Origin of the sequence: Neisseria sp. HMSC070H10, from assembly GCF_001837635.1 — a bacterium.
Taxonomy (GTDB): Bacteria; Pseudomonadota; Gammaproteobacteria; order Burkholderiales; family Neisseriaceae; genus Neisseria; species Neisseria subflava_A.
In genome coordinates, this window is record NZ_KV833384.1 from 15,828 (window position 1) to 30,310 (window position 14,483).

Consider the following 14,483-nt stretch of genomic DNA (forward strand, 5'->3'; position numbering starts at 1 on the left):
TGTGCAAAGGCTTAAGCCAGACAAGTTTCAGACGGCCTTTTTTATTGTGAAAAGAGCTGCTTATGTTAAAGAAATGGCTGCATAAAGTGTTGCCTAAAAAACACGTCAAATCGTTGCCTGAAAAGGAAATTATCCCGCTTGAGCAACACGGTATCCGCGCGGATATGTTGAGCTTTGCTGCAGAGAAAATTGCCAAACGCCTGCATGAAGCCGGTTTTCAGGCTTATGTTGTGGGTGGTGCCGTTCGGGATTTGTTGCTCGGGGTCGAGCCCAAAGACTTTGATATCGCAACCGATGCCACGCCGGAGCAAATCCGCAAAGTATTCCGCCGCAGCCGCATTATCGGCCGCCGTTTCCAAATTGTTCATGTGATGATCGGACCTGAAACCATTGAAGTCACGACGTTCCGCGGTGGCGATAAGGTTCAGCAAAATGCGCAAGGCCGTATTATGAAGGACAATACTTACGGCAGCATTGAAGAAGATGCCATGCGTCGCGACTTTACTTGTAATGCGCTGTATTACGACCCGATTAAAGAGGAGATTTGGGATTTCCATCAGGGTGTGGCTGATGTTGCCGATAAAAAATTGGTGATGATAGGCGATCCTGCCGAACGCTATCAGGAAGATCCTGTCCGTATTCTTCGTGCCGTCCGTTTGTCGGGCAAGTTGGGCTTTGAAGTGGAAGAGCAAACGGCTTTGCCAATTGCAGAATATGCAGGCCGTCTGAAAAATGAGCCTGTTGCTCGTCTTTTTGACGAAATTCTGAAAATTCTGTTTTCCGGTTATTCTCGTGCCTGTTTGAAAAGGCTAAACGAGTTGGGTATTCCCGAAGGCATCCATCCGCTTTTAGATGCCTTGAAAACTGCCGAAGCGGCTGAAAACCGTATGATTATGTTGGCCTTGAAAAATACCGACGAGCGTATCCGTGCGGATAAGTCCGTTTCCGTCGGTTTCGTATTGGCGGCAGTATTGTGGCCGACACTGAACGCTATTTGGCAACGCAATCTAAGCCATGGACAAAAAACTGTCCCTGCATTGATGGATGCGATGAACACCATGCGTGACACAGTAGAGAAGGGTTGGGGTGTACCGCAACGATTTTCTGCAACCATGCGTGAAGTCTGGCAATTTCAGCCGCAATTTGACAATATGCGCGGCGCACGCCCATATCGCCTGCTATCGCAAACACGTTTCCGAGCCGCTTATGATTTCCTGATTTTGCGTAGCGAGGTTGGCGAGGTTGATAAAGAGATGGCTTCTTGGTGGACAACTTTCCAACATGCCGATGAGGAAACACGCCAGCAAATGACTGTTGCCAATGATCACAAACGTCAGAAACAAAGTGGATCAACCGATGGCAAACCCAAACGTCGCCGCCGCCATCCGAAAAAGAAAACCACTGAAACTGAATAAATTATCAAAATAAGTTTAAGGCCGTCTGAAACGATTAAATCTTTTGAGATTTGTTTTTCAGACGGCCTTATTATATTTCAATAAAAAACCGCAGGTCTTTTAACCTGCGGTTTGCTTTTATGATTTGTTTTCTTCGCTGTCGAGGAAGCTGCGGAGGCGGTCGCTGCGGGTCGGGTGGCGCAGCTTGCGCAGGGCTTTGGCTTCGATTTGACGGATACGTTCACGGGTTACGTCAAATTGTTTGCCGACTTCTTCCAAAGTGTGGTCGGTATTCATATCGATACCGAAACGCATACGCAAAACTTTGGCTTCACGCGGCGTCAGGCTTTCGAGGATTTCTTTAGTTACTTCGTGCAGGCTGGTGTACATCGCAGCTTCTGCCGGAGCAACGTTGTTGGCATCTTCGATGAAGTCGCCCAAGTGCGAATCATCGTCATCGCCAATCGGTGTTTCCATGGAAATCGGCTCTTTGGCGATTTTCATGATTTTGCGGATTTTATCTTCCGGCATTTCCATCAGCTCGGCCAGTTTGGCAGAATCCGGCTCTTCACCGGTTTCTTGCAGGTATTGGCGCGAGATACGGTTCATTTTGTTGATGGTTTCAATCATGTGAACCGGAATACGGATGGTACGCGCTTGGTCGGCGATGGAACGGGTAATCGCTTGACGGATCCACCATGTGGCATAAGTAGAGAACTTGTAGCCGCGGCGGTATTCGAATTTGTCTACCGCTTTCATCAGACCGATATTGCCTTCTTGAATCAAATCAAGGAACTGCAAGCCGCGGTTGGTGTATTTTTTAGCAATGGAAATAACCAAACGCAAGTTGGCCTGAATCATTTCCTGTTTGGCGGCTGAGGTTTCTTTTTCGCTCAACACCATGTTTTTGTTGATTTCTTTCAACTCTTCGATGGAAATGCGGGTTTCAGCTTCCATATTTGCCAGCTCGGTTTGTTTTTCGAGGATGGCGTGGCGGAAACGATCTAACGCGTTTGCCCATACACGGCCTTTGGCTACTTCTTCTTCTACCCATTCCAAATCGGTAATAGCTGGCAGGAAGTTTTTGATGAAGTAGTCGCGATCCATACGGACGCGGTCGATACAGATGTCGCGGATTTCACGCTCGAGTTTACGGATGTTTTCAACGCGGCTGCGCAGGTTGCTGCTCAAATTTTCGATTTGACGTGTGGCAAAACGGACTTCTAACAGTTTGTTGGCAATGGCATCACGGTGTTTCAGGTAGTTGGTGTGCAGGCTGCCGTATTTTTCCAACTGCTTGATCATTTTGCCGTATTCGCTCTCGATAAAGGCGAAGTGTTCCAAAACTTTTTGTTTCAGTTCGGCCAAATGGGCAGCGGATATGGCTTCAGAGTCGCTACCTGAATCGTCTTCATCTTCATCGTCGCTATCTTCATCATCGCTAACGGTTTCGCCTTCTTCGTCATCTGGTTTGGCATTTTCTAAGTGACCTAAGCCCAATTCGTTCAACAAGACTTCATTAGGGTCGATAATGGCTTCAACGACTTCATCCACACGGATTTCGTCGTTGCGGACTTGTTCGATCAAAGCCAGAATTTCGGCAATCGAGCCTGGGCAGGCGGAGATTGCCTGCACCATGTTTTTCAGTGCATTTTCGATTTTTTTGGCGATAATGATTTCGTCTTCACGCGTCAACAGATCGACTTGACCCATTTCACGCATATACATACGCACAGGGTCGGTTGTGCGGCCGAATTCTGAATCTGCACTGGAGAGTGCTGCTTCGGCTTCTTCAACGGCATCGTCGTCGGTCATGGCGGCGGCGTTGTCGCTCAAGAGGATGTCTTCAGCATCGGGAGCTTGCTCGGTTACTTGGATACCCAAGCCGGAAATCATGCTGACGATGTTGTCGATTTGCTCGGCGTCGGACATATCGTCGGGCAGCGCGTCGTTAATTTCGGAATAAGTGATGTAGCCGCGTTCTTTACCCATAATAATGAGTTGACGCAGGCGGGCGCGCTGCTCTTCGATACTCAAGGGACGGTTGTCGTCTTGGTCTTGGTATTCTTCGTAGTTTTGGTTTTTAGACATGGATTGCTCTCTAGGTTGATAGGATGCCGACGGTTTACGGTGATGTAGCCGTACCTGAAGGCGGAGCAGAGCTTTTTGTTGTGAAATCAGATTTCACTTTAATACTCTGAGGCCGTCTGAAAATATTACAGATGGAGTGTTCTGCGTGTCATGTTTCGCAGCGTGTGTTTAGATTGTTCAGACGGCCTGAGGGGTTAGTTTTGCTTTGCCGTCAAAAGCGACAGCAAAAGTCTTTTTTCATTTTCGGTCAAACCAGTTTGAATACTTTTTTGCTTTAAAGTTTCGATTTGACTGTATTTTAATTCATTTAACAACTTTTTCATGCCGATTTGGAAACTTTCGCAATCTTCCTCGTTATCCCCTTCCATTTCTTCAGAGTGAAGGGTCGATAAAAAGATTTGATTGACGGTTTCCTCATAGGGCGAACCGCGCATATATTCAAGCACTTGTGCGGTTGCAGGAGTCGTATCGTGATGTTTGATGGTTTCGGCCAAATTGGCAAGGCAGGCAAAGTCGCCGCTTAAAGCCAGATAATCGGGCAGGTCTATATATGAAGCCCAAGCCGGATTTATCAAGAGGCTGCGTATCTGTCTTTGAACCAGCGTCAGCATGGTTGGCTGTTTGACAGAAATAGGCGGCAGTTTGTAACTTTTTTGTTTGACGTGCCGTTTTGGCGCTTCTTGTCCGAGTAACTGGGCGAGGTTGTCAGGGTCAATGCCCACTAGCTCGCTGAGTTTTTGTTTCAGAAGATAGCCCAATGCCGGTGCGGTAATCTGAGCCAAAAGCGGAGAACTGGTTTTGACCAATTCTGCTTTACCTTCTTGCGTATTGAGGTTGAGGCCGTCTGAAAGATGTTCCCAAAAGTATTCCGATAGGGGCTTGCTTTGGTTTAACAAGGCATCTTCAAATTGAGTCTTGCCGTAGGCGCGGATGTAGCTGTCTGGGTCGTGTTCTTCAGGTAGGAATAGAAAATGCAGCGATTTATCGTCTTTTAATTGCGGTAACGCATTTTCCAGCGCGCGCCAAGCCGCTTTACGTCCTGCACTGTCGCCATCAAAACAAAAATAAATACTGTCGGCCTGACGCATCAGGATTTTGACGTGTTCTGCAGTGGTTGCCGTACCTAAAGCCGCTACGCCGTAGCCAATGCCGAACTGCGCCAATGCGACCACGTCCATGTAGCCTTCGACCACCAAAATCCGTCCTGCCTCTTTTACGGCAGCACGCCCTTCATGTAGCCCGTAAAGGTTTTTCCCTTTGTCAAACAAAGGCGTATCGGGCGAGTTCAGGTATTTGGGTTTGGAGTCGTCCAATACGCGGCCGCCAAAGCCGATGACTTGTCCGCGCGGATTACGGATAGGGAACATAATCCGATGACGAAAGCGGTCGTAATGTTTGCCTTCGTTATCGATGACCATGCCCGTATCCACCAACGCAGTATTAGGATAGGGTTGGAATACTTGCGCCAAAGGCTGCCAACCGTCAGGCGCATAGCCCAAACCATAATGTGCGATGACTTCCGCACTCAAGCCGCGTTTGTCTAAATAAGCCTTCGCCTCCGGATTCAATTTCAACTGTTGCGCGTAAAAATCCGCTGCCGCTGCCGTTGTTTCTTCCAAAGTTTGTTGCTTTTTTTTACGTTCGGCACGGATTTCGGGGTTGTCTTCCTGCCCACGAACTTTAGGTACCGTCATGCCGACGCGATCAGCCAAAAACTGCACCGCCTCCGGAAACGACAGCCCCTGATGTTCCATCACAAAACCAATCGCCGAACCATGAGCCCCGCAACTGAAGCAATGGTAAAACTGCTTGGTCGGGCTGACCGAAAACGACGGCGTCTTTTCCTTGTGAAACGGACAGCAGGCCATATAGTTCGCCCCGCCTTTCTTCAGCGGAACCTGCTCGTCGATAATATCGACAATATCGACTTTGGACAAAAGCTCGTCAATGAAATCAGATGGAATCATGGTTCGGCAGAAGAGGATGGACGGAAAACATTTCAGACGGCCTTATAAACAGACAAAGGCCGTCTGAAAATGGAATTTTGGATGAGGGTTGAACTGATTTTTATATTATAGCAAATTGTTGTAATACATGTGTCTTATCCTTTTGAGGTAGGGTATTAATCATCGTATTTCATTCGTTATTTAAGATAGATATGATGTCGTTAAAGCAAAGGCCGTCTGTAAGATATTCAGACGGCCTTTGATGTTGGTTTATTTTTCTATTTAGTTGCACTTTGATGGTATGAATATGATAATGAACGTATATCCTCGGTTTTAGAAAGGTCGTTTCTCATGAAAGATTTTGCCCGTTTGCTCAATCATCCCGATATTTCCTTTGTTTCGATTCCAGATGCCATTAGAGTTGATAACCCTGCAACAGGTGAGGCTTTGGCGTTTGTCCGTAAGACTGATTCAGACGGCCTGAAGCTTTTGATTCAAAAGGCAGAGACGGCACAAAAATTATGGGCGGAAAAAACCGCGTTGGAACGCGCTGATGTGTTGTGGCGTTGGTATTTTTTAATTAAAGAAAACAAAGAAGAACTGGCGCGCATCATGACGATGGAGCAGGGTAAAAGTCTGACTGAGGCGCGTGGTGAAATTGATTATGCGGCTTCGTTTGTGCGCTGGTTTGCGGAAGAGGCTCGGCGGATTGACGGTGATGTGCTGACGAGTGTGAAAGCGTCGCAAAAACTGGTTGTATTGAAACAGCCCGTCGGTGTTACCGCCGCGATTACGCCGTGGAACTTCCCATCGGCGATGATTGCGCGCAAGGCTGCGCCTGCTTTGGCGGTGGGCTGCGCGATGATAGTCAAACCTGCGTCGCTCACGCCCCTGAGTGCGTATGCGCTGGCGCTGCTGGCTTACGAAGCGGGCGTGCCGCAGGATTTGCTTCCCGTCGTCAGCGGCCGCGCTTCGGAAATCAGCTATGAATTTGCCACGAATCCGACTGTGCGCAAAATCAGCTTTACTGGTTCTACCGAAGTCGGCGCGAAAATTTTTGCCGACAGCGCGGCGGACATTAAAAAACTCAGCTTGGAGCTGGGCGGCAACGCGCCGTTTATCGTGTTTGACGATGCCGATTTGGACAAAGCCGTCGAAGGCGCACTTGCCAGCAAGTTCCGCAACAGCGGCCAGACCTGCGTCTGCACCAACCGCGTTTATGCTCAATCCGGCATTTACGAAGAATTTTGCCGTAAATTGAGTGAAAAAGTGGCTGCGCTCAAATTGGGCAACGGCTTGGATGAAGGCGTGAACCAAGGGCCGCTGATTGAGGAAAAAGCGGTAGAGAAAGTTGAGCAGCACATCGCCGACGCGCTCGCTAAAGGCGCAAGTTGCCTGACTGGCGGAAAACCCAGCGCGTTGGGCGGAACGTTTTTTGAGCCGACTGTTTTAAGCGGCGTTACGGCGCAAATGGCGGTGGCGCGTGAAGAAACCTTCGGGCCTTTGTGTCCAGTGTTCCGTTTTGAAACCGAAGCCGAAGTCATCGCGGCCGCCAACGATACGGAATACGGTTTGGCAGCTTACCTTTTTACCTCCGATACCGCCCGTCAGTGGCGCGTCGGCGAAGCCTTGGAATACGGCATGGTCGGCATCAATACGGGCTTAATCAGTAATGAAGTGGCACCGTTTGGCGGCGTGAAACGCAGCGGTTTGGGACGTGAAGGCAGCAAATACGGTGCGGATGAGTATTTGGAACTGAAATATTTGTGCATTGATGTAGCGGAATAAGGCTGCACGGTAAAGGTTGTCTGAAATTTGATTTCAGACGGCCTTTTTCAAACACAGAAAAGGTATTGGATAATTTTCATATTGTGAGAGCGAGCTTTATAAAAAAGCAAAACCATAAGAAACAAAGTTGCAAAAAATTTGTCACATGTTTATAAAATTAGTTTGATAACTATTTTATATGTTTTTAATTGCATTAGATGTGTATTCCAAATTTCTGGCAGTAGTTTTTCTTTGAGTGATGGCAGATGAAATTTTGGTATATATATCGCTGGCAATACAACCGTGAGTAAGGAAGGGTTGGCTCTTTTTGCTCGCACAATGTATGGCTTATACTGATACCGTGGGAACTTTATTCAAGCTGCAATTTTGGGGTGTAAAAAGGTGATGTGAATGTTGAAGAAATTTTTAATCCTGTTTTGCGTAGCTTTCACCGGCTCATGCAGTTCCTTTGATGGGGACAGTTTGACAAATAGTTCATATTCTCAAGGGAAACGGCTTGATCCGAATTGTGATCATTATGCTGTCGGCGGTAGTGGCGGCGGTTGTACACCGGCAGGTCAATGGCATCTTAAAGATAAACAAGGACAAAGAATTCCATTCTAGCTTTTAAAAATGATTGTAGAATGGACATTTAATTATTTAGGCCGTCTGAAATTTGGTTTTCAGACGGCCTTTGTTTTAGAGTAGATCCTGGATGGCTGAACGTTCTTCTTCTAATTCGGCCAGTGTGGCGGCAATACGGTTTTGGCTGAATTCGTCTGACAAATCTAAGCCTTGGACGATGCGGTAGCTGCCTTCGTCACAAATGACGGGGAAGCCGAAAACCAAACCTTCGGGAATGCCGTAAGAGCCGTCTGACGGAACGCCCATTGTTACCCATTTGCCGCTGCTGCCGAGCAGCCAGTCGCGCAGGTGGTAGATGGCGGCATTGGCGGCGGAGGCTGCGGATGATGAGCCGCGCGCGGCGATAATGGCGGCACCGCGTCCGGCGATTTTCGGCATGAAGACTTTGGTGTTCCAGTCGGGTTCGGTAATCATGTCTTGGACGGACTCGCCGTTGCTGGTGGCGTAGCGGTAGTCGGCGTACATGGTCGGGCTGTGGTTGCCCCAGACGCACATTTGCTCAATGGAAGTAATCGGGCGGTTGATTTTTTCGGCAATTTGGCTGACGGCGCGGTGGTGGTCGAGACGCATCAGGGCGGTGAAATTTTCCGGCGGGATGTCGGGTGCAGACTTCATGGCGATGTAGGCGTTGGTGTTGGCCGGGTTGCCGACGACGAGGACTTTGACGTTGCGATGGGCAACTTTGTTCAACGCCGCGCCTTGTACTTTGAAAATTTCGGCGTTGGCGTGCAGTAAGTCGGCGCGTTCCATACCTTGCGTACGCGGGCGTGCACCAATCAAGAGGGCGATGTCGGCATCTTTGAAGGCGACTTCGGGATCGTCTGTGGCGAAGATGTCGGCTAGGAGGGGGAAGGCGCAATCCTGCATTTCCATAATCACGCCGCGCAATGCTTGTTGCGCCTGCGGCAGGTCGAGCAGTTGCAGGATAACGGGTTGGTCGCGTCCGAGCATGATGCCGCCGGCGATACGGAAGAGGGTGGCGTAGGCGATTTGGCCTGCTGCGCCGGTTACGGCGATTCGGACGGGTGGCTTGAGGGTCATATTTTTCCTTTTGAAGTCGTTGTTTTACTTGGTTTTCGGATTATAGCAGTATTATGTGCCGAATGATGTAGGAAGGCCGTCTGAAATTTGATTTTCAGACGGCCTTAAGTATTTGAAAAGATTATTCGTCGTTTTTCTTTTCAGCTTGTTCTTCGGCAGCTTCATAGGCTTCGACGATTTTTTGCACCAAAGGATGGCGGACAACGTCTTCGCTGGTGAAGGTGTGGAAATACAGGCCTTCTACGTCGCGCAGTTTTTCGCGTGCATCTTTCAAGCCGGATTTGATGTTGCGCGGCAGGTCGATTTGGCTGATGTCGCCGGTAATGACTGCTTTGGCACCGAAGCCGATACGGGTCAGGAACATTTTCATTTGTTCGGGGGTGGTGTTTTGCGCTTCGTCCAAAATGACATACGCGCCATTTAAGGTGCGGCCGCGCATATAGGCCAGCGGTGCAATTTCAATCAAACCTTTTTCCATCAGTTTAGTTACGCGGTCGAAGCCCATTAAATCATAAAGCGCATCGTAAAGCGGTCTCAGGTAGGGATCGACTTTTTGTGCCAAATCGCCGGGCAGGAAGCCGAGTTTTTCGCCTGCTTCGACTGCGGGACGCACCAAAACGATGCGTTCGATTTGGTGTTTTTCCATGGCATCGACGGCGGCGGCAACGGCAAGATAGGTCTTACCCGTACCGGCAGGGCCTAAGCCGAACACGACATCGTGGTTGAGCAAGGCGCGGATATAGCCGTTTTGGCGCGGGGTGCGGCCGCCGATGCTGCCGCGTTTGGTGCGGAAATAGTATTGTTGGTCGTGGTGTTTTTCTTCGTGTTTCTCATCTGCGGTTTTGGCTTCGACGGCCGCGAGGCTGATGGCGTTGTCGTCCAAGTCGCCTTTTTCTGCGGCTTCGGCAAGCGATAGCAAGGCACGGCGGCCGGCGTGTGCCAGTTCGCCCATGAAGGTGAAATGTTCGAAGCGGCGGCTAATTTGGATATCAAGGGCTTTGCCTAAGGCTTCGAGATTGCTGTCGAGCGCGCCGCACAGGCGTTGCAACACGGTATTGTCAATTTCTTCAAACTGCAGATGGACGGTGTGGGTCATATCGGTTTCCGTAATAAATCTATTTTTCCGTATTATACCCTTGTTCAGACGGCATGCTTTATAATACGTCGCTTCTTTTTAATAAACCGTTTCAATTAAAATGAATCACACTGCTTCTCCCCAATCTGAATTTCTGCGTGGTATCAAAGAAACCTCGCCCATGCTGATCGGCCTGTTGCCGTGGGCGCTGATTTTGGGTATGCAGGGCGGGCAGAAGGGCATGAGTTGGCTGGAAATGCTGCTGATGACGGGCATGAACTTTGCCGGAGGTTCGGAATTCGCCGCAGTCAATTTGTGGGCAAATCCTTTGCCGATTCTGCTGATTGCAACGGTAACGTTTATGATTAATTCGCGCCATATTTTGATGGGTGCGGCGATCGCTCCGTATATGAGGGATATGCCGCTGAAAAAGGCGATGCCTGCGCTGTTTGTGATGTGTGATGAAAGCTGGGCAATGGCGTTTGCTGAAATTCAAAAGCGTAAGGCGGCAGGTTTGCCTGCGTTCAATATGCCGTTTTATGCCGGCGTGTGCTTTATTTTGTATGTAACTTGGATTGGTTTTGCGGCGTTTGGTGCGGCGGTCGGCCCGATGTTCGGCGATGTGGCGGCATGGGGCTTCGGCATGGCGTTTCCGGCGGTGTTTTTGGTGTTGTTGCGCGGTATGTGGAAGAGCTTTGCGGCTTCACGCCCTTGGTTTGTCAGCCTGATTGTGGCGTGCGCAACTTATTTGACCGTGGATGGCGCATGGTATGTTCCGGCCGGAGCGTTGTCGGGTTTGTTGGCGGCGTATTTTTTGGGAGAGCAAAAATGAAGGATTTGTTGTCGCTGCAATCGTTTTTGCTGTTTTTAAGTATGTTGGCCGTTACTTATTCAACCCGATTAATCGGCTTTTTTGCATTGCGCAACCGTACGTTAAGCCGTCGCGCGCAAGTGGTGATGGAGGCCGCGCCGGGTTGCGTGTTGATTTCCGTGATTGCGCCTTATTTTGTGTCGGACAAACCACATGAGCTGATTGCCATTGCTTTGACGGTATTGGCGGCTAGCCGGTTTTCGATGTTGGTGACGGTATTAATCGGCGTTGGTACTTCGGGCATACTCGGTTATTTGATGAAATAAAAAATTTTCAGACGGCCTTACTTGTTATAATGGCCGTCTGAATTTTTTGATAAAGCAAAAACATGGCAAACCAACGACTCATCTATGGCTTTCACGCCGTCAATGCCCGTTTGTGGCAAAACCCGAAATCGATTACCGAACTCTATATCCAAGAGGGCAAATCCGATGCGCGAACCCGCGATGTATTGGATAAAGCGGCCTCTGAAAACGTGCGCGTGCATTTTGCCGATGCCGACCGCCTGAATGCCATCAGCAAAGGGGCGCGTCATCAGGGCGTGGTCGGGTTTATCGATGCTTCCAAAAACCATGTTCACTTGGAGGATGTGTTGGAAAATCTGAGTGAACCGCCGTTTTTGCTGGTATTGGACGGCATTACCGATCCGCACAACCTCGGCGCGTGCCTGCGTACTGCCGATGCGATGGGCGTGCATGCCGTGATTGCGCCCAAAGACAAAAGCGCCGGCCTGAATGCGACTGTCAGCAAAGTTGCCTGTGGCGCGGCGGAAACCGTGCCGTATATTACCGTAACCAATCTTGCCCGTACTTTGCGTGAATTGAAAGAATACGGCATTTGGATTGTCGGTACGGATATGGGCGGCGACTCCGACCTTTACCACTGCGACCTGCCCGACAGCGTGGCCTGGGTAATGGGCAACGAAGGCGAAGGCATGCGACGATTGACACGCGAACATTGCGATATGCTGGTATCGATTCCGATGTTTGGCACGGTAGAAAGCATGAACGTTTCCGTCAGCGCAGGCATGGTATTGAGCGAAACCCGCCGTCAACGCGTGTTGAAATCGGAAAAATAACGTTTAGGTTTATGAACTGAAAACGTCGTCTGAAAATCAGACGGACATATTGAGATTATTTGAAAGCAGCCTGCATTTCGGCAAACGAAACTCAGGCTGCTTTTGCATTTTCAGACGACCTCCACCCGCAGCGCATCCACAATCAACTTAAACACATTCGAATGCCCGCGGCGGCTGGGGTAATAGAGGTAAAACGGATCATAAGTGATGGCGTATTCAGGCAACACCTCGACTAGGTGCCCCGAATTGAGAGCATCCGCTACGCTCATGTGTGCTATCCACGCAATGCCAAGGCCGTCTGAAACGGCTTGCAGGCGCAGATGATTATTGATGGAAAACTGCGATTTTGGCGTGAACGTAATCAGCTCTTTTTTGTATTTGAATTCCCACTGCATCTCCGTGCCGTGTTCAGCGGAGAGCTTCGCACCGATAAGGCGGTGCTGCTGCAAATCATCAATATTTTTCGGTGAACCGTATTGCGCCAAATAATCGGATGAGGCGACCAACGCCATTTTGAACGGCGCAGAAATCGGTACGGCAATCATCTCTTCGGGTATTGGTTCAAAATCGGCTTTAATTTCGGGTACAACGCGGCTTCTACCGCTATCACAGGGGCATTGATACGAAATTTATTCTATTGAGAAAATTATTTTTGTAGTAACTATTGAATTATCATTATATTCCCCAAATATTTGAATAAATAAAAAATTAAAGGTAAAAAAATGCATAAGCAACAATGGAAATTATCAGACGATACGGATAAATTGCATTTAACTCTTGATAGGATTATTGGGTTTATTTCAAATTGTGATACCAAAGTATCATTTTGGTTCTCATTTTTTGGCGCTATTTTAACCATTTTATCTACTTTAAAAACACCCACAACAGAATTTATAAAAAGTGTTTTTTGTGCAAATCCTAGAAATAGAACAGATGAAGTCGTTTTATTTATTTTTATGCTTATATTTTTGGTATCAGCTATATGTTTCATAATTGGACTTTACTTTCTAAGCAAGGCCTTGATGGCAAAAATAACCAATAACGAGGATAGAAAATCTAATATTTTCTTCGGGCATATTGCATCAAACAGGAACCAACAAGCCTATTTAAACCGTCTTGAAGCGACTAATTTGAATAAATACATTGAAGATTTAGTTTCACAAATATATATCAACTCCAAGATTTGTGAACAAAAATTTAAAAATTATAATAAGGGAGTAAAAATAAGTGGTATAAGCATTATTTTTTTATTGGTTTCGTGGCTTTACATTTTTCAGAAATAGGAGATAACAATGTCAGAGTATGACTATATACAGGGAAAAAACCGAGTAGAAAGTATTCTAGATAATCATATGATCATAGAAAAAAAGAAAAAATTACCAGTAGATGGTAATTTTACTTTTGAAAATGGATACAGGACATGGTTAACCAGTATTTTTATAGATATTCGGGATTCAAGTAGATTATTTACAAGCAAGAATCAGGAGGAAACTGCAAAAGTAATCAGAGCATTTATTTCTGAACTGATTGAAATACTAAGAGATGATGATGGATTCATGCTTGAGATAGGTATTCGTGGGGATTGCGTTTATGCAATTTACAATACGCCTCTAAAAAGTGATGAATTGAAATGCGCAGATAAAACCTTCTATGCAAACACATTTATCAATATGTTTAATAAGATGTTAGAGCAAAGAGGGATTGATCCTATTCGAGTAGGAATAGGAATGTCAACAGGATGTGATTTAGTCATTAAAACAGGACGAAAAGGTGTTGGAATTAATGAAAAAGTATGGATTGGAAAAGCTGTTACTGAAGCATCTAATCTTTCGTCATTAGGAGATAAAGATGATTACCGTAGATTAATGTATTCATCGCTATCATATATTAATTTTATTGATGGATTAAAAGCTAGAAACAGTAAAAAAGATGTTGAAAAATGGTTTACATCTATAGACGATCCCATGCCTAATATAGATATTGCATATAATGCAAGTGTTATAAAACCTGCTTTTGATGAGTGGATTAATTCTAATGTATAAGAATATTTACCGAAAGTAAATTATAGTTCCATTACCGATAGTGTAAACATCCGCGCTTTTATTGTTAAAAGGTCATCTGAAAACGGATTTAGTTTTTCAGACGACCTTTCCCTTATCTCCACGTAAAAAGTGCGGTCAAGTTCCCAAGCGTTTTTCAAACTTTAAAAACTTCAAAATTTTCGCCCACGCGGTGGATTTAGGGATATTCAATAAAGTGATGCCGCAAGCCAATCAGATTGAAATCAACCCGTTCCAACAAAAAACCGAAGTCGTTGCCGCTTTGCAGGCAGAAGGCATCGCCGTGGAAGCGTGGGCGCCGTTTGCCGAAGGCAAAAACGATATTTTCCACAATCCTGTGTTAAGCAAAATCGGCGCAAAATACGGCAAATCCGTGGCGCAGGTGATTACCCGCTGGCTGATTGAGCGCGACATCATCGTGTTGGCAAAATCCACCAAACCTGAACGCATGGCGGAAAACTTGAATGTTTTTGACTTTGCCCTCAGTGATGAAGACAAAGCAGAAATTGCCAAAC

The 14,483-nt window shown here is 47.2% G+C and carries 12 protein-coding genes and 1 pseudogene; 8 read left to right on the forward strand and 5 right to left on the reverse strand.

The genetic code is table 11. From position 1 onward, the window contains the following. Positions 1 to 62 precede the first annotated feature (62 nt). Positions 63 to 1,415, forward strand: coding sequence for a polynucleotide adenylyltransferase PcnB (locus tag HMPREF2606_RS08365; RefSeq protein WP_070585727.1), 1,353 nt, complete (start codon positions 63 to 65; stop codon positions 1,413 to 1,415). A gap of 117 nt (positions 1,416 to 1,532) precedes the next feature. On the opposite strand, the gene rpoD is transcribed toward HMPREF2606_RS08365, so the two are convergent. Then, positions 1,533 to 3,485, reverse strand: coding sequence for an RNA polymerase sigma factor RpoD (gene rpoD / locus HMPREF2606_RS08370; protein WP_070843513.1), 1,953 nt, complete (start codon positions 3,483 to 3,485; stop codon positions 1,533 to 1,535). 194 nt (positions 3,486 to 3,679) lie between these two features. Then, positions 3,680 to 5,452 carry a DNA primase gene (gene dnaG, locus HMPREF2606_RS08375; RefSeq protein WP_070585729.1) on the reverse strand — a complete coding sequence of 591 codons (1,773 nt, stop codon included), beginning with the start codon at positions 5,450 to 5,452 and terminating at the stop codon, positions 3,680 to 3,682. Positions 5,453 to 5,782: 330 nt separating this feature from the next. Between dnaG and HMPREF2606_RS08380 the strand changes: the two genes are divergently transcribed. Then, positions 5,783 to 7,219, forward strand: coding sequence for an NAD-dependent succinate-semialdehyde dehydrogenase (locus HMPREF2606_RS08380; protein WP_070843514.1), 1,437 nt, complete (start codon positions 5,783 to 5,785; stop codon positions 7,217 to 7,219). Positions 7,220 to 7,897: 678 nt separating this feature from the next. Here the strand turns inward: HMPREF2606_RS08380 and HMPREF2606_RS08385 are convergent. Together HMPREF2606_RS08385 and HMPREF2606_RS08390 are read right to left on the reverse strand one after the other, a co-directional pair. After that, positions 7,898 to 8,884, reverse strand: a complete 987-nt coding sequence (locus HMPREF2606_RS08385; RefSeq protein ID WP_070843515.1) for a malate dehydrogenase — start codon at positions 8,882 to 8,884, stop codon at positions 7,898 to 7,900. A 121-nt stretch (positions 8,885 to 9,005) separates the two neighbouring features. Continuing rightward, positions 9,006 to 9,980, reverse strand: coding sequence for a PhoH family protein (locus tag HMPREF2606_RS08390; RefSeq protein WP_003746557.1), 975 nt, complete (start codon positions 9,978 to 9,980; stop codon positions 9,006 to 9,008). Between the two features lie 100 nt (positions 9,981 to 10,080). On the opposite strand from HMPREF2606_RS08390, the gene HMPREF2606_RS08395 reads away from it, so the two are divergent. The 3 genes from HMPREF2606_RS08395 (at position 10,081) to rlmB (ending at position 11,908) form a co-directional block, all read left to right on the forward strand. Next, entirely contained in the window at positions 10,081 to 10,791 is a 711-nt protein-coding gene (locus HMPREF2606_RS08395; protein WP_004520318.1) for an AzlC family ABC transporter permease, read from the forward strand. Beyond that, a complete protein-coding gene (locus HMPREF2606_RS08400; RefSeq protein WP_003680717.1) occupies positions 10,788 to 11,096 on the forward strand; it encodes an AzlD family protein in 309 nt (102 codons plus the stop codon). Before HMPREF2606_RS08395 ends, HMPREF2606_RS08400 begins: the two co-directional genes overlap by 4 nt. A gap of 62 nt (positions 11,097 to 11,158) precedes the next feature. Beyond that, positions 11,159 to 11,908, forward strand: coding sequence for a 23S rRNA (guanosine(2251)-2'-O)-methyltransferase RlmB (gene rlmB, locus HMPREF2606_RS08405; RefSeq protein ID WP_004520319.1), 750 nt, complete (start codon positions 11,159 to 11,161; stop codon positions 11,906 to 11,908). Between the two features lie 110 nt (positions 11,909 to 12,018). Here rlmB and HMPREF2606_RS08410 read toward each other — a convergent pair whose 3' ends face one another. Next, complete coding sequence (locus tag HMPREF2606_RS08410) at positions 12,019 to 12,453, reverse strand: LysR substrate-binding domain-containing protein (RefSeq protein ID WP_004520320.1); 435 nt, start codon at positions 12,451 to 12,453, stop codon at positions 12,019 to 12,021. A 177-nt stretch (positions 12,454 to 12,630) separates the two neighbouring features. Here HMPREF2606_RS08410 and HMPREF2606_RS08415 point away from each other — a divergent pair, with 177 nt between their 5' ends. From HMPREF2606_RS08415 to HMPREF2606_RS08425, 3 genes and pseudogenes are all read left to right on the forward strand, one after another. Further along, on the forward strand, positions 12,631 to 13,191 hold the full coding sequence (locus HMPREF2606_RS08415; RefSeq protein WP_004520321.1) for a Pycsar system effector family protein: 561 nt from the start codon (positions 12,631 to 12,633) through the stop codon (positions 13,189 to 13,191). A gap of 9 nt (positions 13,192 to 13,200) precedes the next feature. Beyond that, positions 13,201 to 13,950 carry an adenylate/guanylate cyclase domain-containing protein gene (locus HMPREF2606_RS08420; RefSeq protein WP_004520322.1) on the forward strand — a complete coding sequence of 250 codons (750 nt, stop codon included), beginning with the start codon at positions 13,201 to 13,203 and terminating at the stop codon, positions 13,948 to 13,950. A gap of 187 nt (positions 13,951 to 14,137) precedes the next feature. Beyond that, positions 14,138 to 14,483 (forward strand): annotated as a pseudogene (locus HMPREF2606_RS08425) (aldo/keto reductase); the annotation flags it as partial.